The sequence below is a fragment of the Rhodococcus sp. MS16 genome (genome assembly GCF_013277795.1).
In the GTDB taxonomy this organism is placed as follows: Bacteria; Actinomycetota; Actinomycetes; order Mycobacteriales; family Mycobacteriaceae; genus Rhodococcus_F; species Rhodococcus_F globerula.
This window is the reverse complement of sequence record NZ_VBTM01000012.1, coordinates 24,441-51,400: the sequence shown is the minus strand read 5'-3', so window position 1 is coordinate 51,400 and position 26,960 is coordinate 24,441. Positions and strand designations below refer to the sequence as shown.

Below are 26,960 nucleotides of genomic sequence, written 5' to 3'. Positions count from 1 at the left end.
GAATTCCCGACATCCGGAACCTGTGGTGTCGGAAGATGTTCGGGCCCGTATCGCGCGGTCAGTGGCGGAGTCGAAGTCCCCGAGCACCGTGCGGGCGTACGCGACGGATTGGCGACTATTCGATATCTGGTGCACGCTTCACGGGCACCAGGAGTAGCTGGCGGATCCGCTGGTCATCGCGGCTTACCCGACCAATGCCGCCGGCCCACTCGCCGACACCGGGCACCGGGCGTATGCGCTGGGAACGGTCTCGCGGTGGGTGGCTGCGATGACCAGCGGCACCAGGTGGCCAGATACCCGATGCCGATAGCGGATCCGATCGTCAAAGCGACCCTGTCCGGGATCCGCCGAAGCTACGCCGCGGTGGGCGATCGGCCGCGTCAACAGTTCTCTCCGCTGCTGACCTCCGACCTCGTTACCATCGTGGCGCAAGCCCGAGAAGCTGTTATCGGCTGGGCCAGCGAAGTCCTCGAACGCCGCGACGCAGCTCTGTTGTAGATGGGATTCGCGGGCGCATTCCGGCGCAGCGAACTCGTCGGCCTCAACCGCGGTGACGTATCTGTGCACCGTCTCGACGGGCCGCCCGTTCGTGTGCGTTGGTCGAAGACTGACCAGAACGGTACCGGCGCGGTCAAAACACTGCCGTTCGCCACGGCGTATGGCGGTCGGACCGAATTGATCCGATTGCTGCGCACAGCCCCGGCATTCGACTCGTATCCTTCCCGCGGCGCAGTCCCGCCCGCCTCGCCTGACTCACCGTTGTTCCGGTCGATCGCCAAGAAGGGAATCCTCTCCACCACAACATTGTTCGGGGCATCGATCCGCCGACGCGCTACCGCCGCCGGCTAAGACGAAACTCTCGTCACCCGGCTCGGTGGACATTTCATACTCGCAGGGTTCGTCACCCTAAGCTGTTCGCCACGGCGCAGCCGGGCGCCCTGCACCCGCCGCCGGGGACACGATCCGGCGGGTGGTGAACCAGAGACGAACAGACCGGCTCTCGAGACTGGAAGCGCTGTTCCGGACACTCGCCACTGAATATTCAATCTTGGTGTCTTGACAGATATGTCAAGCAGCTGAGAGCCTTCGGCTCTCGTGTGGTTGCGGGCTGAAAGGGATTTCGTCGTGCCGGCAGCGCCAGATGGTGCGGATCCAGGCATGTGCAAGGATTCGGATGGCGTGAGGGTGCTATGGCATCCTCGGGCGATGGCCCGCCGGTCCACTTGCATCGCCCACTCATCGGCGAGGCAGCTGCCGCTAGCGAAATCCCTGACCGCTCTGCGAAACTTCTTATTGCACGACCATCGGTACACTATTTGTTCGTGTTTGCTTGTCGGATAGCCGAAGTCGAGGGTGAGGCGCCGGCGAGCGCCGCCAAGGTGTCATCGGGCGGGGACCGTTCGCGGCAGTCCCCGATCTCGGCCAGAAGGTTGCTGCACGGACCATCTGTTGAGACGGTTGGAAACTAGTCTAGAAACGACGGGACGGGTTCTAGTCATTGTTGCAGCAACAGGTGACGTGGCTTGAGGTTAGCGGCGACTCGAATAGTTCTGTGGGAGTGCAGTCTTGGATTACCTGGCGGGTCGGGGTGGACTAGTTTTCGACCGTCGTTCACACCATCCCGGACCGCGGCAGGCTCGCGAAGAGCTTCTGATCGGGATGTGCGTCGAATAGCTTTCGGATCTGTGCCTCGATCGGGACGATCTCTGTGGTGAGTGTCTCGGTGGTGGCGACCAAACCGATTGTGATCTGGCCTCGAGTCTCAGCCTCTCCGCTTTTTGGGGTATTTCGCCGCGATTCCGGCTGCCGGCATTGACTGACCGCGCCTGAGCGGCGCACCGAGCCAGCCGACCGATTCGCGGTCTCGCAGGAGTCACCGCGAGCGGTGTTGCTTCCCGAGACGTGAACGACCCTTAATGGGTTACATCACCGCATACTCCCAAAACGGCCAACGCCGCTGTTTCTTTTAATCAAGCCCACTTAAGTTGACAATGCCCCATTGTCTTCGATGCTGCGGAATGTCCGGTTGCCGAAGTGCTGGTCGGGCCTGATCTGATCAGGATCGCGCCGAGATGGAGGCTCGGCCCGAGGTGGCTTCTGTCATTCCAGAATTTCTTCCACGCCGGTTCGGTGATCTTTGAGATCGCTTTGTTTGAGGTTGCGGTGACGCTAGTTTGGCCATCGGTCGACGTCAGGATGCTTCGAATAGTTGTCGTTCAGGGTGTGGTGGGCTTGAGCGAGCCCAGTCGACCTGAGATCGATTCGGACTGTTCTTACGCCGATGCTTGTATCCGAGTAAGGTCAGTGACCTTACTGTTAAGGGGCTGACCGAGATGATGGGGTGCGAGATAAAATGACGGACGATATGTCGGGGGTGCCGCGCGATGGCGCGCAGTTCGATGAACTGGATGCGGGGCGTCGGTTCTTGTTGCTTTCCCAGGTCGCAGTGCGTCATGAAGGTCGCGCGCTCCAGAGTCTGTCCCTGAGCTATAGGCAGATGCGGACCTTGCGGCACGTGCACTCTGGAATGACGTCGGCAACCGAACTCGGTCGAGTCTTCGGTGTGACGGCTCCGGCGATTTCGGAAACGGTTGAGGCGCTTGTCAAAAGATCTCTGCTGGAGCGTGCGCCGAATGAGCGGGATCGTAGGACGGTGAAGTTGGTTCTCACCACATTGGGCAAGGAGATGGTGGAAGAAGGTGAGCGAATCCGCATCCAGGTAGCTGAGGAGTTGCTGTCTCCGCTGAGTGATGTGCAACGTGGCGCGTTTGAGGAAATTCTTGAAGTGCTCTATTATCCGGCATACAACAGCCTGATTAACCAACGTGTTCAGGGTGGCGATGACGGAGCACCCTGAGTCGGGTTCTTTACTGAATTGGAACCGCTTGGCCGCTCAGGTGCCGAGGCCAGTCCACGGTCGATCCTGCCGACGCCGAGCGTTGTGGTGTTACTTGCGGCTCTTGCGTAGCACCAACGCGTGTGATTGAGCTGTTGGTGAGTCCGGCAGGCCAATCCGCTGCAATATTAGTTCCCCGGCAGCCGGTAGGTGCCGTCCTAAACGGTTTTCGAGTGGTGTAGCCAGGGTTGTGTCAGGCCAGAATCTGATTTTATAGTCGACTAGCAGCGGTGCGGCAAGCCAGAGTGGATGCTCGTCGGAGTCGGTGTTCGCGCGGAGAATCCAGATAGGTTGGCCGGATTTGTTGACACCCGGAGGATATGCCGATCGCGTGTAACAACTGTGGCCGACCTCGGCCGACTGCCCTAGGGCACCTCATGTGATTGGTGTAAACGTGGTCGGTTCGATGCTCATGTTCACCTCGCATCTGATTCTCCATCGCATCTATTGACTGTTCCGTGAAGGTGACATGAGGTTGCGGTGCCTAGGTGGACCGGATCTAAACTGCACGCGACCTGCGGATCGTACTTGGTGCTGGACCGGCGAGCCGATCATAACTGGTCGGTGTGCATCGGTACCGACGCCTCCCGATGGGCGGGAGGCGTCGGCTGACGTCTCGCCGGTCGGGATACGGTCGGGCTCCCAGTATCCATTTGAAGGAGATTGCAGTGCGCAAAGTTGTTGCATTGCCAGCTAACAACCCGGAACTTTTGCACACAGAAATTCATCGATTGCGAGAACGCCCATCCCAAGCAGATCTGCAGTCTGCTACCGCAGTTCCATGACTGCCGCCGAAGGTATTCGCCCGCGACTCCTTGATCGGGTCTGATCTTGATTTCGACGTGATCAGCGAGTTCGTCTTGAACGATCACGTGGGCTGCGAGGAATTTTCTCGCTACCGATTCCTAACTCGCGAACGGCAATATCGAGGCGGGTTTGGATACCTTCACCGTTTGAATGATCGTGCAGATGTTCTCTTGTGGGCGCCCACAAGAGTTGGTCCCGAGTTGCGCTCGGTCGATCAACCGCTCGCCAGCGCCTCGTACGACAGGTCTTGTCATGCCACTGCTTCTGTGTGAACCCTGCTAGTCGCAACCTTCAGCGGTTGTCGGTATCGCATTCGGGGAATGAAAGCGGAAGTATTTAAAGTGAAGGTACCAAACTATTTACTATCCGAACTAAATGTGATTAATATGGTCGAATGAAGATCGTGCGTCAGAGCAAGCGGAGTCGACCCGTACGAGTGGCGGTGATCGGTGCCGGTTTCGGCGGACTGGTCACGGCGGTGAAGCTCAAACGGGCGGGTGTTGAGTTCGTAGTCTTCGAGGCCGAGCCTGGTCCTGGCGGAACTTGGTGGCGCAACACCTATCCGGGGTGCGAGGTGGATGTCGCCTCGGTGCTGTACTCCCTTTCGTTTTATCCGCGCAGTTGGTCGCGTACACACGCCACGCAAGGTGAACTGCTCGAGTACATCGAAGAGTTGGTTGACGATTTCGGTCTGCGTCCCCACATCCAGTTCTCGACCCGAGTCGAACAGGTGGAGTGGAACGACGCCGACGGTACCTATCAGGTGACTACAGATGCCGGCACTGTCGAACAATTCAACTTCGTGGTCAGTGCAGTCGGATTTCTCGGCGACCCGAATATTCCTGCGTGGCCCGGGTTGGACGAGTTCGACGGCGAAGCGTTTCACACGCTGTGGTGGCGCCACGACTTGGATCTGACAGGCAAGAAGGTCGCACTGGTTGGCAACGGTTCTACAGCGACCCAAATCGCGCCGGAAGTTGCGGCTGTGGCGGAAAATCTGACCATTTTCATTCGCGAGCCTGGCTGGATTTTGCCCAAGGGGGAGCGCGACTTCACCGAGGCAGAGCGGATCAACAATGCCAAGCCCTGGAACTATCGACTGAGCCGCCTCAGAATCCTCGCTCGCACTCAGTGGGCGTATGTCGGCGGTGCAGTGCATGAGACCGGCAGTAAGCGGAACGTACGCGCAGAGGCCAGAGCGCGCGACTACATCAACACCACCTTCAAGGATCGCCCCGACCTACGGGAGAAGGTGACACCGAAGTATCCGTACTCCGGAAAGCGTCGTATTCTGCAGAGCACCTACTATCCCACCTTGTTGCGCGACAATGTCGACTTGGTCGACTCGTCGGTAAACAAAATCCTTCGTGGTGGCGTGGTCAGTGCGCGCGGGGATGAGTATGAAGCAGACGTAATAATCATGGCCACCGGATTTAAGGCCTCTGAGTACTTGTCGACGCTTCGAGTGATCGGCCGCGGTGGCCGACAGCTTGCTGACAAATGGCGCGACTCGGCGTACGCCTTCCTCGGTATGACCGTGGACGAGTTCCCCAACTTCTATATGCTCTACGGCCCCAACACCAATGGCGGTCCGATCCTTGTGCATCACGAATTGCAGGCCGACCACATCGTTGCCGACGTGCGGCGCCTGGCGAAACATGGTTGGCGTTCCCTGGAGGTCCGCGAGTCCGTGGTCCGCAAGTACAACCAGGTGCTCCAGCAACGACTGAGCAAGACAGCCTGGGCGACGTCCAACAACTACATGAAGGGCCCGGACGGCCGAATCGTTACCCAGTGGGGCGACGGCATGATCAGTTTCTGGTTGCTACATAAGTTGCTTCGCCGCTCGGTCATGCGCGGACGTCGGTGACCGCAGCCCATGCATGGCTGCCCGGTTGCACGGCACCGATTCAATGGGTGCGAGCGGGTTTGCCCGCATGCTGTGGAGTTGCGTTCGTCCCGCGTGCTGTGCACGCGACAAGAAACCCTGCCCGCTGATCGCGCGCACTGAACAGGAGAGTCCATGGAACTCAATCTCAGAGGAAAAACAGCTTTGGTCACAGGTGCCAGCAAAGGTATCGGTCGTTCCATTGCCGTGACGTTTGCCAAGGCTGGCGCGGATGTGGCAATCGCTGCCCGTTCGATTGATTTACTGCGTGAAGTCGAAGCCGAGATCGCGTCACATGGCGTACGTGCCCACGTGATACAGGCGGACACCTCTACGCCAGAGGGCAATGAGCGGCTTTTTGCGGATGCTGACAAGGCATTGGGACCGATCGGCATCTTGGTCAACAACGCCGGTGGCGGTGGAACGTATATCGAGGGGGGCAGCGAGACGCTGCTCAACACCTCGGCCAAGGCTGCGCGTGAAATCTTCGAACTCAATGTGATCGGACCGACCGTGCTCGCCAAGGTTGCAGCCGAGTCCATGCGTGAACAAGGTGGCGGTGTCATCATCAACATGTCGTCGCGTCTCGCCGCCAGCCCGAACCCCTCGCTGGGAATTTACTGTGCCTCGAAGTCGGCCATTCAGACGCTGACGACGGCGTGGGCCATGGAACTCGGCGAGCACGGGATCCGGGTCAACGCGATCGCTCCCGGAGGTGTCGCAACTTCCAACATGGACCGCATTCTCGATGACGAGACACTACGGACCAATTTTCTAGCCACCGTGCCGCTCAAGCGATTCGGTTTGCCAGACGATGCAGCGCACTGCGCGCTGTTTCTGGCCTCTGACGCCGCCACCTGGGTGAGCGGCGCGACCCTACTACTATCTGGAGGACGACCCTGATGTCTGACCACGCACTGCTGGCTCGCCTGGAACTACTCGAGGGCCGTGTCGGTGAACTCGAGGACCACCGAGACATCACCCAGCTGATCGCCTTCATCGGCCCGGCTTGCGACTCCGGCGCTGCCGATGCCTTTGCCAACCGCTTCCTTCCTGATGGTGTGTACAACGTCGGCGCCCGCGCATTCGTGGGCAGCGATCAGGTGCGCAAAGTGGTGGCCGAAGGTCGTCATCTGGAGTACATGGCGGCCGGTTGCGCCCATCTGATGACGCCACCGCATATCGAGGTCGATGGTGACCGCGCGGTCGCCGTCAACTACACCGTACTGGCCATCCACTCGACCGAGACGGAACTATGGGAGCCGCGTCGCGTCTCCGCCAATCGTTGGATGCTCAGACGCGTGGATGGTGCCTGGAAGGTCCAGGACCGGAGCATCGACGTCCTAGACGGATCGGCGTCTGCACGTGAGTTGTTGGGCGCAGTTCTGGGCGCTTCCAACGTCTTTTGACTCTTTGAAATGCGTCGGCGAAGAGGAGCAAGCGGAGGGTTTCACGATCAATATGTGACCAAAGAACTCCTCCAGACCGAACGGATAAGTCCTCAGCGAGGATCATGTTGTGTAGTCCCGTTCGAGACGAGGCCGCGATCGTACTCAGTGACGCTGAACTTCTGACATTGGCCATAAGGCCAGATCCTGCTGAGGTTTGATAACGAACGTCGGTGGATGCGCCACGCCCAATGCAACGAACAGCTGCGCGCTTTGTTTCCCTACCTGCCGCTTGAGTTTTTGGGTGCAATCTTGGGCGCTAACCACACTGTCTGAGCGCTTGGGTTGAGCATTCAGGGTCCAATGAAATAACGCATGCAGATTGTTTAGGGGCCTTGACTATTAAGGTCATGTCAGTCAGTATTCGTGTGATGGCAATCACGCCGAATGAGGATGGAACAGATGCTTGTAAACAGTGCAAGGTGGGGCCGCTTGAAAATCGCGGCAGCCCTCGCGGTGGTCATGCTCGGTGCTGCTGCCTGCGGAGGTGTGTCGGGATCTGACGCCGGAGCGGGCGCCGATGTCGACGGCGGGACCCTGACAGCGGCAGTCTACGGCGAAATGGCCAGCTACGACCCGGTCAAGGTGACCTACCCAGGCGTGGGCCTGGAGCGTGCGGTCGCGGTAATGGGCAGCCTGATGTCCATCGACGACCGGACCGGCGAGGTCTACCCGTACATGGCGCAGTCTTTTGAATCCGGCGACGGCAAAACCTGGACGCTCAAGCTCCGGGACGGCGTCACCTTCACCGACGGTGAGCCATTCGATGCCGAGGCGGTGAAGTTCAATCTCGAACGCCATCTCGCTGCCGACAGTGTCTCCGTCGCCAAGCCGTACCTCGCCGGTATGACTCTTAGGGTTGTCGACGCGTCGACCTTGGAGATCATCTCGCCAACCCCGGACGGTTCTCTGCCGATCACCCTGGCTGGAGCCGCCGGCGTCATCGGGTCGCCGAAGGCGCTCCAGGATCCCAAGACGTTCGGAAACGCACCGGTGGGCGCAGGCCCGTTCGTTCTCACGAAGTGGGCGCGGGACAATGAAACCCTCATGGACGCCAACCGCGGCTACTGGGACGCGGGCAAACCCTATCTGGACAAGGTTGTGTGGCGACCGCTGCCGGACGCCGACGCCCGTAGCAATGCGATGCTCAGTGGAAATCTCAACTTCTCGCCTGTTGAACGGGCTGCGATCCCGCAGCTGGACAACGGGGCGATCACGGTCTTCGACAAGGAGGTCGTCGGTGGTATGGCCTTGTTCTTGAACAATGACCGTGGTCCCACCAAGGACAAAAGGGTGCGCGAGGCGCTGTGGAAGGCTTTCGATCCGAAGGTCACTGCGAAAGTGCTGTACAACGGCGAGTGGAACGGCAACCTGGAGTGCTTGCCGTTCGCCATCTCCTCGCCTGACTGCCTCAAGGGTGTCTATCCGAAGTACGACGAGGAAGGTGCCAAGAAGTTGGTTGCCGAGTACCTTGCGGACGGCGGGGATCCGAACGTGACTGTGACGGTCATCTCCGGCTACGTCGGGACCGATTACTTCCTCGATCGCTTGAACTCGATCGGCCTGAAGGCCACATCCGAGTCTGTCGACGTCTCGACGCTTGCCACCAAGACTGTCGGAGGCGACTTCGACATCCAGGTGAACGGCACCGCGCAAGGACCGTTCCCGGCTTACTGGAACCGCCTGAACTCGAAGTCGCCGAACAACGCGTACCGCACCACGGTGCCGGGCCTGGACGAGAAGCTGGCCGAGGTTCGTGCGGCGATCGACCCGCAGGTTCGGTCGGCGGCATGGCAGGACGTCCAGCAGATCGTTGCCGATGAGTCTCTGCTGCTGTGGGTCAGCGCGTACAACCCCGTCTACGCCACTCAGAAAGCTCGTTTCGTGGGCGCCGGTGGGAGTGATTACAAGGGTAGTTCCCTGATCTATCTGGATTCGACCAAGCTTCAGGGCTGAACAACGTCTCGATGGTGGCCGTCTTCGGCGGCCACCATCCGGGCCTTTCACCTTCAGGCGAACGCCTGTGCGCGCCATACAAGTGACCCGGGCCTGTGGCCATCGGAGTACGTGAGCGCGGCCCCCGCAATGGCGCAACGAGCATGAACGGAGCAGTGGACAATGGTTGTCCAAACGAAGTCAGCGGTGACACGCGTGAGACCTGCGATGGTGTGGCCCCGGCTTGCACTGCCACTGTGGGTCACCTTCACCCTCAAAAAGGTCTTTCACCTGACGGGCGTCCTGCTCGGTGTGACCTTCCTGGTGTCTGTGATGCTCAGCTTCTTGCCGGGCGATGCCGCACGAGCGATCTTGGGCGACACGGCCAGCGACGAACAGGTCGCGGTGGTTCGTGCTGATCTTGGACTCGACAAGTCCGTACTCGCGCGGTACTGGGACTGGCTCGCGGCCGCACTCCATGGTGACCTAGGCACTTCGTATCGGACCGGTGAGCCAGTCTGGGACGCGTTGATGGAACGCCTGCCCGTATCGATCGAGCTGATGGTTCTGGTCCAGGTGTTCGCCCTCGGGGTCGCTATCGTGCTGGCACTCTGGGTCACCTACCGACCCGACGGCTGGCTGGACAAGATCACGTCTCTATGGGCCTTCGGAGGGATCTCGATCCCACATTTTGTGCTCGCGCTGGGCCTGATCTACTTTTTCTCGGTCAGCCTCGGCTGGCTGCCGGCCTCGGGCTTCGTCCCGTTCGCGGAAAGCCCGAGCGAAAATCTCAAGTACATGGCGCTCCCAGCTTTGGCGCTCGCGATGGAGCCTGCTGCGGTCTACTTACGACTACTTCGTAACGACCTTCGAACATCGCTGGGTGAAGAGTACGTGCTCGCAGTTCAGGCGAAGGGGATGAGTTCCTTCAACATCCTGGTCCGCCAGATGCTCCGACCCTCATCCTTCTCCATGGTCACTTTGGCTGGCATCAACACCGCTCGCCTCATTGGTAGCGCTGTCGTGATCGAAACCATCTTCGCGCTGCCTGGGTTGGGCCGCCTCCTGGTCGACTCAGTGACGGCCCGCGACTTCGTAATGATCCAAGCACTGGTTGCTGTCATTGCGGTGATCTATGTCGTGGTTAACGCGTTGATCGACCTCATCTACTTATTCCTCGACCCAAGGGTGCGTGCCTGATGACGATCCTGACCAAGACGGCTCCCCCCTCGGTCGCTGCTCCTTCGGGTACGACTGCTCCTTCAACAAAAGTACGTCCAAAGTGGCGTACTGAGGACCTCGGTCGTCGCATCGGACTCGTCGTCGCTGTGGCCTGGATCGTGGGACTTACCGTCCTCGCCTACGCGGCACCGTTGCTGCCGATACAGTCGCCGATCGTCCCCGACACCGACGCGATCGCCGCAGGCCCGAGTGCGGCCCATTGGCTCGGCACCGACACCTACGGCCGCGACGTGCTTGCGCGCCTTATCTATGGGGCACGGTCTTCGTTGACCGTGGGATTCGCTGCGGTCTTACTGGGAATGACGATCGGGCTGCTCTTCGGCCTGATCGCCGGCTACTTCAAGGGCTGGGCCGACAGCGTGATCAGCGCGATTACCGATCTGGTCCTCGCCTTCCCGAGCATTGTCCTGCTGATGGTGCTCGTCGCAGTGCGCGGACCGGGCCTGACCACCTTGGTTCTCGGACTCGGTCTCACGATGATTCCAACCTTCACACGACTGGCCAGGGCCAACGCGATGGCCTGGTCACGGCGCGACTTCGTGAGGGCCGCTGAGATGGCGGGAGCCCGTCCGTTCCGGGTACTGATGCGCGATATCGCCCCCAACGTGCTTCCTTCCGTGCTTTCGTATGCGGTCGTCGTGATCTCAGTGGTGATCGTAGGTGAGGGCGCCCTCAGTTTCCTCGGCTTCGGAGTTCCGGCGCCCACGCCCAGTTGGGGAAGCATGATCGCCCAGAGTCGCAGTCGTTTGACGACCGACCCCATGATGGTCGCAATTCCTGCGATCACGCTGTTCATCACTGTTGCAGCTTTCAACCTGATCGGCGATCACTTGCGGTCGCGTGGTCCTAAGAGGACGGAGGTCGTCTTGTGACGACGAGCCAACTGACGGTGGAGCTGAACGTGCCTCAGTCCGACTCTGATGATGTCGACACCGATGACCTTCTTCGGGTCGAGAATCTCACTACGACATTCCTCACCTCGTCGGGTGAGGTGACAGCGTGCGCTGGAGTCAGCCTGTCCTTACGCCGTGGGCAAAGCTTGGGAGTGGTAGGGGAGTCCGGTTCGGGAAAGTCCGTGCTTTCCCGTTCGATCATGGGCATCCTGTACCAAGGACTGACCCTCCGACGCACGGGCGTCGTGAAATACAAGGGTCGGGACCTGGTCAACTTGCCGCGGAAGGAGAGCCAGCGGCTTTGGGGATCCGAGATGGCAATGGTGCTCCAGGATCCTCTCACCAGCCTCAATCCCGTAACCAAGATCGGCCGCCAGTTGGAGGAGACGATCCGGCGACACGATTCCCAGATTTCCCGGACCGACGCCAAGGCGCGCGCCCTTGAACTTCTACGGAACGTGGGAATCTCAGACCCCGAGAGCCGTAGAAATGCCTACCCGCACCATCTGTCCGGGGGCATGCGCCAGCGCGTCGGAATTGCCATCGCCCTGGCAGGAAACCCCAGCCTGCTCTTCGCGGACGAACCGACCACAGCTCTGGACGTCACAGTCCAGCGCCAGATTCTCGACCTGCTCAGCAAGCTTCAAACCGAGTTGGACATGGGAATGGTGCTGGTTACCCATGACATGGGTGTAGTGGCCACTCGCACAGACCACATCATGGTGATGTACGCCGGGAGAGTGGTCGAATCTGCACCTACAGCGAAGCTGTTTGCCGACGTGAAGATGCCGTACACGCGCGGACTTCTTGATGCGCTTCCTGCCGTGGACCGGCCCAGTCACACCCGGCTCAAGTCCATTCCCGGATACCCACCCAACCTGGCCAATCCAGGCAGTGGGTGCCGGTTCGCCAGCCGGTGTGTTGCTGCCGCTGACAAGTGTCGCGAAGTCGAGCCGCCCTTGCTTCCTCTGACGGAGGACCCTGAGCATCTCGTCCGATGCTGGTATCCGGTCGGATCACCCGAGTACACCGCCGCAGTCGCGGCGCAAGCCACACCCGAGGCAGCCGCCGGCAGCCTGAGCGCCAGTTCGGAGTCTTGAATATGGGAACGTTGCTAACAGTCGATGACCTGCATGTCACATACCCCGCCCGCGGGGGTGTGGTGCAGGCTGTTTCCGGCGTCAGCTTCGAGCAGGCCGAGGGCGAGATTATCGGCATCGTCGGCGAGTCCGGCTGCGGAAAGTCAACGATGTCACGGGCAATCCTCCAGTCGCCACCGCCGAATTCGGGAACCGTTGATTTTGCCGGCCGTGAGCTCACTGCGATGAGCCGCGAAGCGGTCCGCCGCCTGCGCCCGGAGATGCAGATGGTCTTTCAGGACCCGATCTCATCGCTGAATCCCCGCCACACCGTGCGGCACATCGTCATGGAACCGCTGAACATTTGGCGAATCGGCAGCAAGGCCGAACGCAAAGCTAAGGCCGATGAGATGCTCGGCGCTGTTGGTCTCAACCCGGCCGACTACGCGCATCGACGTCCTTCCGAGCTATCTGGGGGCCAATGCCAACGGGTGGCGATTGCCCGGGCGCTCGTGGCGGGTGCGCGGTTACTTGTCTGCGATGAACCGGTGTCGTCGCTGGATGTCTCGCTACGAGCTACGGTGCTCAACCTGATTGAGGACCTACGGGCTGAGCTCGGCATCGGTGTGCTGTTCATCGCCCATGACCTTGCTGTGGTCAAGAGCGTGGCAGACCGGATCATGGTGATGTACCTGGGCAAGGTGGTAGAGATCGGCACGTCGGATGAGTTGTTTTCAGCCCCGGCCCATCCCTACACCCAGGCATTGCTCGCCTCGATACCCCAGGCGGACCCGGAGCAACGGCTCGAGCCCTTGTCGATCGACGGCGACCCGCCGTCGCCCCTGAACCCGCCGAGCGGCTGCCGGTTCCGCACGCGGTGTCCTCTCGTCCAGGACATCTGCTCCAGCCAGGAACCGGCCATGGCGAGTTTGGGTGAGACCCACCAAGTCGCCTGCCATTTCCCCACTGTGCCTACGGGGTCGCACCGGAGGCCCGAAGCGGTGGCCATCGGAGTCGAGGTCAGCGCATGAACAATATTGCATCTGACCAGCTTGCGGGCAAGGTCGTGGTCGTCACTGGTGCTGCAGCGGGAATCGGTCGCGGTCTGGTCGGCTACGCCGCTGGTCGGCGAGCTCACGTCGTGATCGCAGATGTCGATGGCGCCGCGGCGGACGCAGCAGCCGAGAGCATCGTGGCGAGTGGTGGGTCGGCGGAGGCACACGAAGTCGACGTGTGTTCCTACCCCGCGATGGAGGAGCTGGCACGAAAGGTCTTCGAGGATTATGGGCACGTCGACGTGCTGGTGAACAACGCTGGCATCGAATCACACGGGCTGCTTTGGGAGCACACACCCGCGACATTTCAACGGCTGATGGATATCAACGTCGTGGGAGTGTTCCACGGGATCCGTGCATTCGTACCGCGGCTCGTTGCCGGAACCAAGGAGGCCCACGTCGTCGTCGTCTCCTCGACCGGAGGCCTTGGCGCGCGAGGCTTGATGGCACCGTACATGGCTAGCAAGCATGCGCTGCTCGGTCTGGTGGAATCCCTTGACATGGAGTTCCGTGAGTTTGCACCGCATCTCAAAGCGGCGGCCTTCATTCCGCTCACTGTGCGCTCCCAAATATTCCTGTCGGCCGACGCCTCGGACTGCGACGGTCCCGGAGCGCGTCAGCGTGAGGCGATGCAAAGACGCAACGTCCGTGACGGTTTGGAGCCGGAGGAGGCGGCAGCGATTCTTTTCGCCGGACTTGCCTCCGACGATTTGTGGATCCACACGAACGCTGAGTCGTCATTGCGTCGGGTGCAGGAACGCGCCGATGCGATCACCACCGGCGTACGAGTGGAGCTTCCCACAGCGCCGAAGTAACTCAATCCAAACAGGCCGGCGGCGAAATGGGCGCTCGGATGAACTGGGCCGGTGGCCCTGGAAGGTCAAACTCGATGACGATCATTGATGTGGACGCGCACTTCGAGCCCACCGTCGACTGGCTAGACGAGTTTCCGCGACTCAAGGTACGGCTGCCCCAAAAGTACCCGGAGTCCGACCCGCGATTCGCACTGGCAGCGGCCGAACACTTCGCGTTCATGTTGAGCGATGACCTGCTCCGCCACGTGGCCCCGGAGCATCGGATGCCGATCTCCGAGCTAGTCACCCCGCACTGCAACCTCGTCTTCGACGTCACCAAGTCAGATGCTGAAGCAGCCGGATACCGCGGCGCCACCCAGAATCCCGAGTTCGTGGACCCTGCTGTCCGCATTGCGTGGATGGATGAGCAGGGCATCAGCCTGATGAACGTCATCTCGGGGATGGTGATGACGCTCTCGCGTGCAATCGAGGATGCCGAGCTCGGCATGGAGACGCTCGAGGCGCTCAACGGTTGGATGGCGGATCGTTGCGCAGACCAGCTGGATCGAATGATCCCGACCACCACACTGCGGTACGAGGACCCGGACTGGTGCGTCAAGGAACTCACCAGGATGCGGGAGCGGGGAAGCCGTTTCTTCCTTCTCAATGCCGAGCCGGTGAACGACGTCGCCCCGATCGACCCCATGTACGACCGTGTGTGGGATGCGGCGGCGGATCTTGGTATGGCGGGACTGATCCACGTGGGACTCGCTCAGCGCACATTCCATCCTGGGTGGGCGCGCATCAAGGATCCGATGGTGCTGCGCGTGTTGTCCACTAGCTTCCCATCCCAGACCGCCGAGACCTGGCTAATTGCGTGGATCATGAGTGGCCACTTCGACCGGCACCCGAACTTCAACGTGGTGATGGCAGAGCAAGGCATCGACTGGGTAGCGCCGCTCGGCAAGCGTCTCGACCAGATCACGGTGCCGGGAGTCTCCAAGGCCATCGTGGCCGGTGGATACACGGCCGATCTCAAGCCGAGTGAATACATCCGACGTCAGGTCCGGGTCTCTCCGCTACCCACACCGGCGTTCGACCCCATGGAGATGCTTGCCGAGTTCCCCGAAGTGGGCGTCTACTCCTCGGACTACCCACACTTCGAGGGCAGTGATCGCCCCACTGAGCATTACGAAGAAATGTTCGCGACCCGCGGCACGCAGGAAGGTAAGGAGATGTTCTACCGCTCGAACATCCTGGACGTCTTCGAGCGGATCGGCGACCCACTGCAATGATCACCGAATCCTCGGTCAGAGCGCTGCTCTCGCAGTGGTGGATCCACTACGACGAGGCCGAGCTGGAGCCTCTCCTTGCTGTTCTGCATCCAGACTTCAGGGTCATCTCCCGAAGTGACTCGGGGCGTGCTGTCAACGAGTCGGCCATCGCCTCCGATGTACAGGGTCTGGATCTGGTGCGTGACTGGTGGGGCCACCATCGGATGGACGGACCCTTTCCGATTCGCCATCACCTCACCAACTTCTGGGTGATCTCGGCTGACCGGACGTCGGTGACCTTCGCGGGTAACACCGTGCACAGCAAAGTCGACGAGCAGCGGGGAGCCCAGCCGCTCGTTTCCGCCCGGATCGCTGGGGAGGCCACGATGTTCGAGGGTGGTCTGCGGCTCCGGCGACTTGAGACTGTGCTCGACAAGACAGCTTCCCGGACCTTCGTTGAGGCCGTTGGTGATGCCGGCCCCACATTGAGCAATGACCGGCTCGACACATCGCGATAGGGAGCAAGCAAGTTGACTGACGCCAAGAACGACCAACCTCTGCAGTTTTGGAGAGTCTCACCGCCCCGGCTCTACACGGCAGGGACGCTTGCTGCGCAGTTGGAGGCCGAAGGCTGGGACGGGATGACCGCGGGCGACTCCCAGAGTCTGGCCCCCGACCCCTACATCTTTCTCACCCGGGCAGCTGAGGTCACCTCCACAATCAAGCTCGGGACCTGGGTGACCAACCCGGTCACCCGACATGCCGCCGTTGCCGCAGGCGCGCTGGCCACACTGCAACTTGAGTCGGGCGGCCGCATCGAGGTTGGAATCGGACGCGGCGACTCGGCCCTGGCCTACATCGGTCTGGCTCCAGCTCCGCTGGGCCACTTCGAGCGCTATATGCGTGATTTGCACGGATACCTCAACGGGGCCGAGGTTCCGTTGCACACCGAGCCGGACGGTTCGGGCCTCAAAGGTTTGGACGAGATGGAGATGGGCACCAAACCGACCACCAGCAAGTTGGGTTGGCTGCCGGACGAATACACGCCCGTGCCTGTCGTGGTAGCGGCAAGCGGACCCAAGGTGATGCAGATCGCCGCGCGAACCGCCGACAAGATCACGGCAGTCGTCGGACCCTCGCCCGAGCGCCTTACCTGGGCCCGCGACCTGATTCTCGCCGCAGTCGACGAAACTCGCCGCCCGGACGCCGTTCCGGTTCTGGGCACGTCCTGCGTGGTGGTGGTCAACGAGAACCGCGAGTTGGCGCGTCAGATGGTACGTCCGATCGTGACCGTGCAGGCCCGCTTCGCAGCGATGCACAACAAGGTGATCGGTCCGGCCTCGGCCGAGCTGGCCAAGGACTTGCAGGACTTGCGTCGTAACTACGACATGAACCGCCATGCCTCCAGCGGCGCCAAGCAGAGTTCGGTCATCTCCGATGAAGTGATCGACAACTTCGCGATCGCCGGACCGGCCAGCTACGTCACCGAGCGTCTGATTGAGATCGCTGAACTCGGTTATCGCCGCTTCACGATCTCGGTGGAGTCGCCAGACGTTGGCCAGGCATTGGTCGAGCAGTCACAGTCCCTGCTGGGCTCGGTGGTACTGCCCAAGGTACGTGCGGCTCTGGGGCAGTAACCCAGCAGTACGGCGACTCCTGACCAAGAAAGCCCCAGCTCCTGAAATCTCAGGGCTGGGGCTTCACAGTGAGCGAACCGTGCTCAGACCGGCGCCATCTCGGGCCGGTCAGCGCCGCCGGATAACCATTCAGGCTTGCCGACAGTCGCCGGTTCCGGTGGGCGACTCCAGCCGCTGGGGGTAGCCGAGTACTCGACCACCGGTGCCAGGTAGATGACTGTCGAGAAGTGCGGAGACTCGAACTGGACCGTGCGAGGAGCGACCAGATGTTCCAGGGAAAGCGACTGCCCGTGCACGACGGTCGCATCGGACCATCCGAGATCCTGCAACCACATCGCGCTACCTGCCAGGCTCACCCTGACCAGCCAACTTCCACCCTCGGTGACCTGACGGGCCAGTGCCGCCATCACTCCGGACGCACCGAGGTATCCCACCAACGGGTCGGTGAGGGTGACCATCGGGTTCATCATTGGCCGCCCGTCTGCATCAGCCTCGTCCACTGCCAGACCGGTCACGGCTTGCGCCACGGGGTCGACACCGCGGCGGTGTCCGTCGGGACCGGTCTCGCCGAAGCAGCTGACCTGGACCACCACAATTCCGGGATTGCTCTCTGCCAGTGCAACGGGCGAGAACCCACGCGCAGCAAGCGCGCCGGGCCGGTACGACTGAACCAGGACGTCGGCCGTTGCGGCCATGTCACCGAAGTCGGCCCGCCCCGCCTCAGCGTCCAGGTCGATCACGATATTGCGCTTGCCCACGCCCAGATCGAGCAGGAACATCTCGGTGTCATGATTCACCGGCCTGGTGACATGTAGTACATCGGCGCCCTGCTCGGCGAGCGTTCGGGCCACCATCGGACCCGCAATTACATGGGTCGCATCCAGTACACGCAGGCCAGAAAGCACTCCAGCACAGTCACTTTCGTTATCCGCTGCGGTCCTGCGGCGAGGCGGTGCGTCACCGATCCGCTCCACACGGATCACCGGCTGCCGGTCAAGATGCTGCCCCTGTGGTGTGGCACGCCATTCCTCGGCGGTACGGACCAATCCGGCAGTCGCCCCGGTGGCGTGGATTGCTCCTTCGAGCTCCAGTCCGTCACGGCTGGCAACAGCCTTGGCGATGCTGTCGCGTTCGCAATCGAGTACCTGAAGGACCCGATCGACCTGATTGGGCCTCGCGCTCCCGAGGACCAGATCAATCCAACGACCGTCGTGGGTACGAAAATACGGGTTCATCGGTTCGAGGGTCTGTATCGCGCCGTACCCGGCGGTCGGTCTCCAGCCGTCCGAGCGTTTGGTGTGCGCACCGACATAGAGCGCTTGTGTCGCACGGTGCATATTCACGGTCACGGTCTGCTCGTCACCGCCGATTCGTCGCCAGTACTCAGCGGTCGCTGCCCCGGTCGCCGCCAGAGCAGCCGCGGACGCCGTACTGATCCGGCGGCGGGCGATGCTTCGTTGCTCGGAACCGGTGATCCGGACGCGACCCGTCGAAGTCGGTAGACCCATCAATCCGAGCAAATCCGCGGTGGCCATCAAACAAGTTGCCTGGTCTGCGTGGGACATTGTTCTCAGGCCTCGACGAAGGCGAATGCGTCAAGGCGTGCAGAGACGACAGACCGAGCTTCGGCCATGATCGTCTCCACGACCTCGCGGCAAGTGAGCACCTCGTGGATCAATCCCTGTGACTGTCCGGCCCACCACATTCCGGCTTCCATATCGCCTTGGCGTAGAACACCGTGACGGCCACGTTCGCCAGAGGCGAGATGGGCAATGTCGTCGAAGGTCGTGTCAGGCCGTGAGGAAATTTCGAGAATCTCCTCGGAGACGCTGTTGCGAGCCACCCGAGCAGTGTTGCCGAATTTACGGAATACGAGCACCGTGTCGCGCTCGGTGTTGGCGACGATCTGGTCCTTGACCGACTGGTGGACAGGTGCTTCTTGTGTGGCTACGAACCGGGTTCCCATGTTGATCGCGTCGGCACCAAGGGCCAGTGCCGCTACCAGTCCGGAGCCGGTCGCGAAGCCGCCCGAAGCAATGATCGGGACGGTGAGCTCCCGGGCAGCGGCGGCGATCAGGATCAGACCGGGCACGTCGTCCTCACCTGGGTGGCCCGCACACTCGAAGCCGTCGACGCTCACTGCGTCAACCCCCACACTCTGCGCTTTCACCGCATGGCGCACGGATACCGCCTTGTGGATCACCTTGATCCCGGCTGCCTTCAGGGCGGGAAGGTAGGGGGCTGGGTTCGCACCTGCGGTCTCCACCACCTTGACGCCGCTGTCCACTATCGCCGACAGGTACTCGTCGTACGGGACGGGCTGGACCGTCGGCAGGATGGTCAGGTTTACCCCGAATGGTCGGTCGGTCATCTCCTTGCACCGGCTGATCTCGTCGGCCAACGCCTGCGGCGTCGGTTGTGTGAGAGCTGTCAGGAAGCCAAGGGCGCCGGCTTCGGCCACCGGGGCGATGAGGTCGGCGGTACCGACCCCCGTCATTCCGCCACAGACTATGGGTGTGTCGATACCGAAAGTCTGTGTGAATCGGTTGCTGAACATGGCGGTCAGTCCTCGAGGATGTCGATGAGGTTGCCGGTGGCCTCGATGAACTGTTCCACTAGACGGCTGACCACTCCTGCGCAGGTCTCCTGCTTGTTCATCATCCCGACGATCTGGCCGATCGGAGTGGTGAGCACTGCATCCACCTGGTGCTCCACCGCACTGGTCATCGCGTCGCGGACCAGCATGCCTTGCAGCGGTGTCGGCAGGGGCTTCGGGGCGTCTTCGCCCTCCCACGCATCGAACCAGGGGGTGCGCAGCAGACGGACCGACTTGCCCGAGTATGCGCGGGAGACGAGAGTTCCCTCTGAAGTGGCACCCAGGACCCGCTTGAGCAGCTTGGGCGGCAGTTCGCCCTCGACGGTGGCGAGCCAGACCGAGCCGAGCCAGACGCCCTGGGCGCCGAGGGCAAAGGCGGCAGCCATCTGCCGTCCGTCGCCGATGCCACCGGCGGTGAGTACCGGGCGGCCCTCAGCAATATCAACGATCTGAGGAGTCAACACCATCGAAGAGATGTTGCCGATGTGACCACCTGCCTCATGACCCTGCGCGATCAGGATGTCCATGCCTGCCTCGATCTGACGCGTGGCATGACGCGGGCTGCCAACCAGTGCACCCAGCTTGACACCCTGCGCCCGAGCGCGATCAGCGACTTCGGTTGGCGGGGCACCGAGCGCGCTGACCAGGAACTTGACCTCCGGAAATTCCAGGGCGACGTGGGCTAGCTCGGTGAAGTGCTCGGAGGTCAGCATGTGTGCTGAGTACAATCGGGCGCTCTCACCATCGGTCGGCGGCGGCACATCGAATTGGTCGATCAACGCTGCCACAAAAGCGCGGTGCTCCTCGGGCAACGCCTCGTCAACGGCATCCTCGCGAGAGAGACCCTTGGCAGGGAAGATCAAGTCAACACCGAACGGCTTGCCGCCAGTTTGCTCAACAATCCACTTCAGGTCGATCGCCAGTTCCTCGGCCGAGTGGCGAGAGACGCCCAACACGCCCATCCCGCCGGTTTTGCTGACCGCAGCCACAACGTCTCGGCAGTGGCTGAATGCGAAGATCGGGTATTTGATGTCAAGTTGACGGCACACGTCGATGTTCATCAGTTCTCCCTCACGGAGTTGGTGGTGATGGGGGGAGCGGAGTACATCTCGCGCAGGTGCTGCTTGACGACTTTCCCCGCTGCATTTTTCGGAAGTTCGCCCACGATGTGGATCTCCCGAGGCCTCTTGAAGTCGGCTAAATGGATCAGTAGGTGGCTACGCAGGCCGTCGATCAGCGTGTCGGCCTGACTCGAGTTGCTGGGCACGATCGCTGCACAGGGGACCTCGCCGAGACTGGCATGGGGGATGCCGAAGACCGCAGCCTCACGCACGCCGGCATACGCCAACAATGCAGCTTCGATTTCAACGGGGGCGATGTTGTAGCCTCCCCGGACAATCAGCTCGCGGCGTCGGTCAACGAAGTAGAGGAACCCTTCGGCGTCGTAGCGGACCACGTCCCCCGAGGCGATCCAACCGTCGTCCCCCTTCACCAGTGTCGTTGCTGCGGGGTCCCGGTGATAGCCGCGCATTCCGCTGGGGCCACGAAGGAACAGTTCGCCAGGTTGGTCCGGCCCGACCTCGACACCAGCGGCGTCCAGCACCTTGAACTGTGTGAACCTGCCGGCTGGCCGGCTGCCGATCGACCCCGGACGAAGCTCCGCATAGGCCGGTGGCAGGTAGGTTCCTCCCGGTCCGCCCTCAGTGAATCCGTAGGTTTGCATCAGACCGACACCATGGAGGACTGCGCGCAGGCGCCGGATGACATCCGGCGCCATGGAGGAGCCGCCGTAGTCAAGAATTCGCAGGTTCGAGAGATCATGTTCGTGGAGTGCCGCATGATCCAACCAGAACTGGTAGATCGAGGGTACGGCCACGTAGATCGTGCTGGCGTAGCGCTCGATTCGGGCGAACGTACCGGGAAGGTCGGCCTCGTCGATCACGACATGGGCGCCGGCCCACAGACAAGACAACGCGTTGAAGTGCAGCCCAGCGCCTGACGTGACTGGGAAGGGGCTTTGCAGGACGTCTGCTGAGGTGAGCTCGAAGCAATCGGACCACGCAGCCCCAGCCGCGATCGAGCTCGAATGGGTGTGCTCGACGCCCTTCGGCAGGCCGGTCGTTCCCGAGGTGTAGAGCACCGAAGCGAGGTCCGACTCCTCACCGATCCACAGTGGGGCCGTCGGATCTTGGGGGGACTGAGCGAGTAGTTGTTGCAGCGCTGACAGGTCCAGGACACCTTCCGCCCGGCAGTGGGCGAGCAGATTGCTTACCTCGACGGGTGTCAGGCGGGTGTTCACGGGGACGTTGAATGCTCCGGTTTTGAGTACCGCGTGGTATAGCACGATCGCCGCCAGGCCTTCTGAATTGTCGACAGCCCAGGCCACAGGGTGGCCGGTGACAGCGAGTCCGCGTTCGAGAAGAATCTGGCCGAGTTTGGTGCTCCGGTGGTCCAGCTCGGCAAATGTCAGAGTGCGAAAGGTGTTGCCCTCGCGGCCCGACACCGCAGGTGCATCAGGGTTTTCGTGGGCGCGCCGGGCCAGGAGTGAAGGCACGGTCCGATGGGCGAATTCAGGGGGGAGTGGGATCAGGGTCATCGAGGCATGCTTCCGTTTAACAATGATTCGGCAATCTCGTCGGAGATCAGACCCGCAGGGCCCCAATAGTCGCGGGTTGCCTCGACTTGGGCGAGTAATCCGCCTAGCGCCGTCTCGTCCGTGTAACCGATCGCGCCGTGGACTTGGATCGCAGTGTGAACGGACTCGACTGCTGCCTTGCTGCATTGTCGGAGCGCAAGGGCAGCGTCGATGGCCGCACAGGCCTGGTTCGTAGTTGAGGCGTGTGCGGCGGCCGGGATCAGAGGAGCGGCCATGGTGATGGACTCCATAGCGGAGGCCAATAGATGCTTGACCGCCTGGAATGAGCCGATCGTGCGCCCGAACTGTTCACGGTTCTTGGCGTGTTCCACGGCAAGGTCAAGTGCTGCGCGGGCGGCGCCCAGGACGAAGGCGGCGGCAGCGGTTCGCGCCGCGTTGATGACGCGGGTGGTCTCGCCCCTGGGTAACGGGCCAACGGAGGTGGAGTCTGCATCGGTGGTCCACAGGTCCACGTGTCCGGTGAGGCTTCGCTCGGTCGTCGGATGCCAACTGTGGGCCGTCCACGTGGACAACTGGTCTTCGCGGATATCGAGTACAGCGTCCGCGAGGTCGACCCGCTGAGTTCTGCAGCCACGGTGCTGGATCGGGCGGGCCAGCGCGAATCGCTGCGAGCTGGAGGCAGATGCCTCGGCCAGAGGGTGGACGGACGATAGATGTCCGATATTGCTGAATAGTGTTGGCACAGCAACGATGTCAGTAATCCAGGGCAGCCGAGTCGGTCGGCGCCCCAGCATTTCGAGGACCAGGACCGCGGTACTCAGGTCGAGTTCGAGGCCGCCCAGCGATTCGGGGACCAAGAGCAGTGAGAGGCCTAGTTCGTCGGCCCGTTCGCGCAGCATTGTGTCACCGGCGTCGATGGATTCGGTACCCATCTCGGAGACCAGAGCGCCGACGGTGTCGCGGATGTCCAACGATTCGGGTGTAGGAGTCAAGTCCATGGTCATCCCCTCGGAAGCCCTAGTAGGCGTTCTGCCACGACATTGCGCTGGATCTGGTTGGTGCCTGCGTAGATCGGCCCGGCAAGGGCAAACAGATAGCCGTCGGTCCAGCGGGCATGTAGACGCTCGTAAGGTTCGGGCAGGTCGTGCATCGGCTCGACCAAGCTCAGATCGTTGAGGACTGCCAGTGCGGTGAGGTGGATGCTGAGGTCGAGTTCCGACCAGAACGTCTTTCCCAGACTGGCCGCGGCCGTTTCCGAACCGGCCGCCGAGGCGAAGCCGTGCAACCTGTACTGCTGGCTGCGCGACCAACACTCCACGACAGACTCCTGGTGCCGGGCCGCTTGCCTCAGAGGCAAGCACCGCCACAGCGCGATCAAGTCTCGCGTGGCTGCCAGGAATCGTCCCGGGCTGCGCAGCGCGACACCCCGCTCTGCGCCCGCAGTAGCCATCGCGATCCGCCAACCTTCGTTGACCACACCGATGACGTCGGCGTCCGGGACGAAGACGTCATCGAAGAAAACTTCCGCGAAGACGGGGTCTCCGTCTATCCGCCGGATCGGGCGAACCGTCACACCGGGAGCGCGGAGGTCGAACATGACGTAGGTCAGACCGCGATGGCCCTGGTTCTGTTCACCTGACCGGAACAATCCGAATCCCCGGTCAGCGATCGCGGCACGGGAACTCCACGTCTTTTGTCCGTTGAGAACGAATCCTCCCTCGACAGGGGCAGCGGTCGATCGAACCGACGCCAGGTCGCTGCCGGCTTCTGGTTCGGACCAGGCCTGAGCCCAGATTTGCTCCGCAGTGGAGATTGTCGGCAGGATGCGGTCCTGCTGATCGGTGCTGCCGTGGCGCAGGAGGGTGCCGCCGAGAAGTGTGATCCCGTTCTGGTTGATTCGGACCGGGGCGGAGGCGGCGAAGTACTCCTCCTCGAAGAGCAGCCAGTCGAGCAGGTCGTAATCACGGCCGCCGTATCGCTCGGGCCAATGGACCACTGACCAGCGTGCATCGGAGAGTTTGCGTTCCCACTCTTGATGGCGTTGCTTGCCGTCAGGAGTGTCGATGGATCCGAGTGGTTCGGTGGGCACCTCGGCGCGAAGCCAGGTACGTGCTTCTTCCACCCGGATAAGTCGCTCGCGGCTGAGTTCGATCTCCACGACGGTCAGTCGCTGGCTGGGAGGGTCTTGGCCTGGCTAGTGGTGAGCGGCTGCCCACCATAGATCAGGGGACCGCCACCTGCCCTGGTAACCATGACTTCCAGGCGCGTTCCTGAGTCGTTGCCCAGCTCGTAGCGCTTGCCGATAAGGAAACCGGCGTCAGCTTGGACAGTGGGCTGGGGCGACCCCCCGCTCGCCGCATCGACCAGCGGCTGACCGCCGGTCTCGAGGTCGGCAGTGATGCCATCGGCGCGAATCACGATGACCTCTCCGCCACACACTTGGCTCCTGAGTCGCTGACCAATCTTCACTGGGAACTCCTGTCACTGCTGGCTGGGGTGGGCTCGAGGAATCGGTTCTCGAGTTGGCGGCGAAGCAACTTGCCTGTCGGTCCGTAGGGCAACTCATCCAGGACGATCACCACGTCCGGAGTGCGCGATGAGCGCAGTAGAGGCCGGGCCCAGGTCAAGAAGGTGTCGATGTCGAAGTCGTCGCCGACGGGTACGACACCGGCAGCGATGCGTTGGCCCCACTCGGCATCGGGCAGCCCGACCACGCCGACATCGCGGACCGTCGGGTGATCGGAGAGGACCTTCTCGATCTCGGCCGGGGCGACGTTCTCGCCGCCACGAATGATCGTGTCGTCGACTCGCCCCACGATGAACAAGTACCCGTCGGCGTCCATGTGGGCGCCGTCGCGAGTGCAGAACCATCCGTGCTCGTCCAGCGCGCTGGCACGACCTAGGTAGCGCCCGCTGATCTGCTGTCCGCGCACCCACAGCACGCCGATTTCGCCGCTGTCGAGAACTTTGCCGTCGTCATGACGGATCTGCGCTTCGACGCCCGGCACAGGGCGTCCGACGCTACCGATGCGTGCCTGGATGTCCGCATCGTTACTGGAGATCGCAGCCCGGTGATCGTCGGGAGTGAGTAGGGCGAGTGTGGAACTCGTCTCGGTCAGGCCGTAGGCGTTGGTGAAGCCGGTTCCCGGGAAGAGTTCGAGTGCTTTGTGTAGGACGGAAGGCGCGGTGGGGGCTCCGCCGTACGAGAGTTGCTTGAGGTTGCCGGTGAAGACGTTGCCTCCCAGTTCTTCGACGATTCGGGCCAGCATGGTCGGAACGACCATTGCCGAGGTGACTGCTTGCTCGGTGACCACGTCGAGCCAGCCGCGTGGCGTGAATCGCGGGAGGTATGCCGCCCGCCTCCCGGTGAGGAGGTTGGAGATTGCGGAACCGACGCCGGCGACGTGGTAAGGCGGGACGCTGACCAGGCTGCACTCTTCCGCATCGGCGCTGCACAGGTCGATGGTGTTCAGGGCGTAGGTGCCGAGGTTCGACTGGGTTAACGGGACCGGTTTGGGTGCGGACGTAGTGCCGCTGGTGAACAGTACGACAGCAGTGCTCTCGGGGTCCGGGAAAAGGTCGAGAGGCTCAGCTGGGCTCTCGGACAGTCTCACCCACTCGTCGGTGGTGAGATCCGCGGGAATTCGGCCGAGCTGGTCGCTGTCGACCACGGTCAGTGGCTTGGTGAATTGGCGCAGTAGAGCCGCGATGTCGTTGTCCGGGAGTCGGTAGTTGAGCGGTGCCACCGGAATGCCGGCCGTGGCGCACGCCATCAGTGTCAGGGGTAGCACAGGGCCGTTCACAGCCAGCAATACGCATGCGTCGGCTCCATGGTCCACGAGCTTTCGGGCGAGCGCGTCTGCGCGCCGTTGTACGTCGTTCATCGTGATCGGGCGGCCGTTGAGGGTCAGGACGATCCGATCCGGATCAACTCCTGCAGCGGCATCGAGCAAGCTCCTGAGCACAGGGCCTCCTGGAGGGATTGACAAGTAGTAAGGGTACTGTACATTTAGGATACCGATCGGTCAAGGAGGGGTTTATGAGCACCGCAGAAGGAACCGTGCGCTTCGAGCGCGTGGGAACGGTCGCGATCATCACGCTGGATCGCCCACAGAAGTTGAATGCGTACAGCCCAGAGATGTACGAGCTACTGATTCAGGCATTCGCCCAGTTCAAGGATGACAAGGACTTGCGCGCCGCAATCCTGACCGGTACCGGCGACCGTGCGTTCTGCGCGGGGGCCGACTTGAGCAAGACGATCACCAAGCTCACAGATGGCGGCGAACGGCACGCTGCGAAAGACATCACCAAACGCTTCTTCAGTGACATCTACAAGCCGATCATCACTGCGGTCAACGGCATCTGCACTGCTGGCGGCTTGGAGATGATGCAGGGCACAGACCTGCGACTGGCTGTCCCGAATGCGACTTTCGGTCTGGGGGAGGTCCGCTGGGGTATCACTCCTGGCGGTGGCTCGCACGTTCGGCTCCCGCGGCAGATTCCGTGGGCTGTGGCCATGGAGATCCTGCTGACCGGACAGCCGATCTCCGCCCAACGCGCTTACGAAGTTGGTCTGATCAACCGGGTGGTGGAGCCGGAAGACTTGATGGACGAGGCTCTCAAGCTCGCTGAAATCATTGGCCGCAACGGCCCGCTGGCTGTGAAGGCAGCCAAGGAGATTGCCGTTCGGGCCATGGCACTGGAGTCGCCGTTCGAGTTGGAGTACTACATCTCCAACGAAGTTCTCAGGACCGAGGACGCCAAGGAAGGCCCGCGAGCCTTCGCAGAGAAGCGCGCGCCCGACTACAAGGGGCGGTGAC

At 61.9% G+C, this 26,960-nt stretch carries 24 protein-coding genes; 16 read left to right on the top strand and 8 right to left on the bottom strand.

The features are described 5' to 3' along the window. Positions 1–300 precede the first annotated feature (300 nt). From FEZ60_RS24860 to FEZ60_RS24790, 15 genes are all read left to right on the top strand, one after another. Positions 301–498 carry a hypothetical protein gene (locus FEZ60_RS24860; RefSeq protein WP_172937284.1) on the top strand — a complete coding sequence of 66 codons (198 nt, stop codon included), beginning with the start codon at positions 301–303 and terminating at the stop codon, positions 496–498. Further along, the gene (locus FEZ60_RS24855; RefSeq protein ID WP_172937283.1) at positions 499–849 is read left to right on the top strand and encodes a hypothetical protein; all 351 of its coding nucleotides are present in this window, start codon (positions 499–501) and stop codon (positions 847–849) included. A gap of 1,504 nt (positions 850–2,353) precedes the next feature. Continuing rightward, positions 2,354–2,857, top strand: coding sequence for a MarR family transcriptional regulator (locus FEZ60_RS24850; protein WP_172937282.1), 504 nt, complete (start codon positions 2,354–2,356; stop codon positions 2,855–2,857). Positions 2,858–4,097: 1,240 nt separating this feature from the next. After that, the gene (locus FEZ60_RS24845) at positions 4,098–5,573 is read left to right on the top strand and encodes an NAD(P)/FAD-dependent oxidoreductase (protein WP_172937281.1); all 1,476 of its coding nucleotides are present in this window, start codon (positions 4,098–4,100) and stop codon (positions 5,571–5,573) included. Positions 5,574–5,726: 153 nt separating this feature from the next. Beyond that, positions 5,727–6,494: a glucose 1-dehydrogenase gene (locus FEZ60_RS24840; RefSeq protein WP_172937280.1), complete on the top strand. Its 768-nt coding sequence runs from the start codon at positions 5,727–5,729 to the stop codon at positions 6,492–6,494. Further along, positions 6,494–7,000 (top strand): nuclear transport factor 2 family protein, encoded by a 507-nt coding sequence (locus tag FEZ60_RS24835; RefSeq protein WP_172937279.1) that lies wholly within the window; start codon positions 6,494–6,496, stop codon positions 6,998–7,000. Before FEZ60_RS24840 ends, FEZ60_RS24835 begins: the two co-directional genes overlap by 1 nt. A gap of 471 nt (positions 7,001–7,471) precedes the next feature. Beyond that, complete coding sequence (locus FEZ60_RS24830) at positions 7,472–8,995, top strand: ABC transporter substrate-binding protein (protein ID WP_172937278.1); 1,524 nt, start codon at positions 7,472–7,474, stop codon at positions 8,993–8,995. 195 nt (positions 8,996–9,190) lie between these two features. Then, on the top strand, positions 9,191–10,174 hold the full coding sequence (locus tag FEZ60_RS24825; protein WP_172937277.1) for an ABC transporter permease: 984 nt from the start codon (positions 9,191–9,193) through the stop codon (positions 10,172–10,174). 128 nt (positions 10,175–10,302) lie between these two features. Continuing rightward, entirely contained in the window at positions 10,303–11,088 is a 786-nt protein-coding gene (locus FEZ60_RS24820) for an ABC transporter permease (RefSeq protein ID WP_172937276.1), read from the top strand. Further along, a complete protein-coding gene (locus tag FEZ60_RS24815; protein ID WP_346343407.1) occupies positions 11,085–12,209 on the top strand; it encodes an ABC transporter ATP-binding protein in 1,125 nt (374 codons plus the stop codon). The genes FEZ60_RS24820 and FEZ60_RS24815 overlap by 4 nt, the downstream gene beginning before the upstream one ends. Positions 12,210–12,211: 2 nt before the next feature. Further along, positions 12,212–13,219, top strand: coding sequence for an ABC transporter ATP-binding protein (locus FEZ60_RS24810; protein ID WP_172937275.1), 1,008 nt, complete (start codon positions 12,212–12,214; stop codon positions 13,217–13,219). Continuing rightward, positions 13,216–14,058 (top strand): SDR family NAD(P)-dependent oxidoreductase, encoded by an 843-nt coding sequence (locus FEZ60_RS24805; protein ID WP_172937274.1) that lies wholly within the window; start codon positions 13,216–13,218, stop codon positions 14,056–14,058. The genes FEZ60_RS24810 and FEZ60_RS24805 overlap by 4 nt, the downstream gene beginning before the upstream one ends. A 74-nt stretch (positions 14,059–14,132) precedes the next feature. Next, complete coding sequence (locus FEZ60_RS24800; protein ID WP_172937273.1) at positions 14,133–15,332, top strand: amidohydrolase family protein; 1,200 nt, start codon at positions 14,133–14,135, stop codon at positions 15,330–15,332. Further along, positions 15,329–15,829, top strand: coding sequence for a nuclear transport factor 2 family protein (locus FEZ60_RS24795; protein ID WP_172937272.1), 501 nt, complete (start codon positions 15,329–15,331; stop codon positions 15,827–15,829). The genes FEZ60_RS24800 and FEZ60_RS24795 overlap by 4 nt, the downstream gene beginning before the upstream one ends. A 12-nt stretch (positions 15,830–15,841) precedes the next feature. After that, positions 15,842–16,948: an LLM class flavin-dependent oxidoreductase gene (locus FEZ60_RS24790; protein WP_172937271.1), complete on the top strand. Its 1,107-nt coding sequence runs from the start codon at positions 15,842–15,844 to the stop codon at positions 16,946–16,948. Positions 16,949–17,031: 83 nt separating this feature from the next. On the opposite strand, the gene FEZ60_RS24785 is transcribed toward FEZ60_RS24790, so the two are convergent. The 8 genes from FEZ60_RS24785 to FEZ60_RS24750 are packed head-to-tail and all read right to left on the bottom strand — an operon-like array spanning position 17,032 to position 26,105. After that, on the bottom strand, positions 17,032–18,483 hold the full coding sequence (locus FEZ60_RS24785; protein WP_172937270.1) for a CoA transferase: 1,452 nt from the start codon (positions 18,481–18,483) through the stop codon (positions 17,032–17,034). Positions 18,484–18,518: 35 nt separating this feature from the next. After that, positions 18,519–19,505, bottom strand: coding sequence for a nitronate monooxygenase family protein (locus FEZ60_RS24780; RefSeq protein WP_172937269.1), 987 nt, complete (start codon positions 19,503–19,505; stop codon positions 18,519–18,521). A gap of 5 nt (positions 19,506–19,510) precedes the next feature. Continuing rightward, positions 19,511–20,605 (bottom strand): nitronate monooxygenase family protein, encoded by a 1,095-nt coding sequence (locus FEZ60_RS24775; RefSeq protein ID WP_172937268.1) that lies wholly within the window; start codon positions 20,603–20,605, stop codon positions 19,511–19,513. After that, positions 20,605–22,140, bottom strand: a complete 1,536-nt coding sequence (locus tag FEZ60_RS24770; RefSeq protein ID WP_172937267.1) for an AMP-binding protein — start codon at positions 22,138–22,140, stop codon at positions 20,605–20,607. Before FEZ60_RS24770 ends, FEZ60_RS24775 begins: the two co-directional genes overlap by 1 nt. Continuing rightward, positions 22,137–23,138 (bottom strand): acyl-CoA dehydrogenase, encoded by a 1,002-nt coding sequence (locus FEZ60_RS24765; protein ID WP_172937266.1) that lies wholly within the window; start codon positions 23,136–23,138, stop codon positions 22,137–22,139. Before FEZ60_RS24765 ends, FEZ60_RS24770 begins: the two co-directional genes overlap by 4 nt. A 2-nt stretch (positions 23,139–23,140) precedes the next feature. After that, entirely contained in the window at positions 23,141–24,298 is a 1,158-nt protein-coding gene (locus FEZ60_RS24760; RefSeq protein WP_172937265.1) for an acyl-CoA dehydrogenase family protein, read from the bottom strand. Between the two features lie 5 nt (positions 24,299–24,303). Further along, positions 24,304–24,579 carry a hypothetical protein gene (locus tag FEZ60_RS24755; protein ID WP_242484811.1) on the bottom strand — a complete coding sequence of 92 codons (276 nt, stop codon included), beginning with the start codon at positions 24,577–24,579 and terminating at the stop codon, positions 24,304–24,306. Between the two features lie 26 nt (positions 24,580–24,605). Further along, positions 24,606–26,105, bottom strand: coding sequence for a class I adenylate-forming enzyme family protein (locus tag FEZ60_RS24750; RefSeq protein ID WP_233365657.1), 1,500 nt, complete (start codon positions 26,103–26,105; stop codon positions 24,606–24,608). A gap of 74 nt (positions 26,106–26,179) precedes the next feature. On the opposite strand from FEZ60_RS24750, the gene FEZ60_RS24745 reads away from it, so the two are divergent. Continuing rightward, positions 26,180–26,959, top strand: a complete 780-nt coding sequence (locus tag FEZ60_RS24745; RefSeq protein WP_172937263.1) for an enoyl-CoA hydratase-related protein — start codon at positions 26,180–26,182, stop codon at positions 26,957–26,959. The last annotated feature ends 1 nt before the right edge of the window (position 26,960 follow it).

Coding starts and splice junctions, on each gene's coding strand:
- FEZ60_RS24780 (WP_172937269.1), bottom strand. CDS start 19,505: ATGTTCAGCAACCGATTCACACAGACTTTCGGTATCGACACACCCATA.
- FEZ60_RS24835 (WP_172937279.1), top strand. CDS start 6,494: ATGTCTGACCACGCACTGCTGGCTCGCCTGGAACTACTCGAGGGCCGT.
- FEZ60_RS24775 (WP_172937268.1), bottom strand. CDS start 20,605: ATGAACATCGACGTGTGCCGTCAACTTGACATCAAATACCCGATCTTC.
- FEZ60_RS24770 (WP_172937267.1), bottom strand. CDS start 22,140: ATGACCCTGATCCCACTCCCCCCTGAATTCGCCCATCGGACCGTGCCT.
- FEZ60_RS24860 (WP_172937284.1), top strand. CDS start 301: ATGCCGATAGCGGATCCGATCGTCAAAGCGACCCTGTCCGGGATCCGC.
- FEZ60_RS24805 (WP_172937274.1), top strand. CDS start 13,216: ATGAACAATATTGCATCTGACCAGCTTGCGGGCAAGGTCGTGGTCGTC.
- FEZ60_RS24745 (WP_172937263.1), top strand. CDS start 26,180: ATGAGCACCGCAGAAGGAACCGTGCGCTTCGAGCGCGTGGGAACGGTC.
- FEZ60_RS24855 (WP_172937283.1), top strand. CDS start 499: ATGGGATTCGCGGGCGCATTCCGGCGCAGCGAACTCGTCGGCCTCAAC.
- FEZ60_RS24845 (WP_172937281.1), top strand. CDS start 4,098: ATGAAGATCGTGCGTCAGAGCAAGCGGAGTCGACCCGTACGAGTGGCG.
- FEZ60_RS24840 (WP_172937280.1), top strand. CDS start 5,727: ATGGAACTCAATCTCAGAGGAAAAACAGCTTTGGTCACAGGTGCCAGC.
- FEZ60_RS24765 (WP_172937266.1), bottom strand. CDS start 23,138: ATGGACTTGACTCCTACACCCGAATCGTTGGACATCCGCGACACCGTC.
- FEZ60_RS24795 (WP_172937272.1), top strand. CDS start 15,329: ATGATCACCGAATCCTCGGTCAGAGCGCTGCTCTCGCAGTGGTGGATC.
- FEZ60_RS24800 (WP_172937273.1), top strand. CDS start 14,133: ATGACGATCATTGATGTGGACGCGCACTTCGAGCCCACCGTCGACTGG.
- FEZ60_RS24785 (WP_172937270.1), bottom strand. CDS start 18,483: ATGGCCACCGCGGATTTGCTCGGATTGATGGGTCTACCGACTTCGACG.
- FEZ60_RS24810 (WP_172937275.1), top strand. CDS start 12,212: ATGGGAACGTTGCTAACAGTCGATGACCTGCATGTCACATACCCCGCC.
- FEZ60_RS24850 (WP_172937282.1), top strand. CDS start 2,354: ATGACGGACGATATGTCGGGGGTGCCGCGCGATGGCGCGCAGTTCGAT.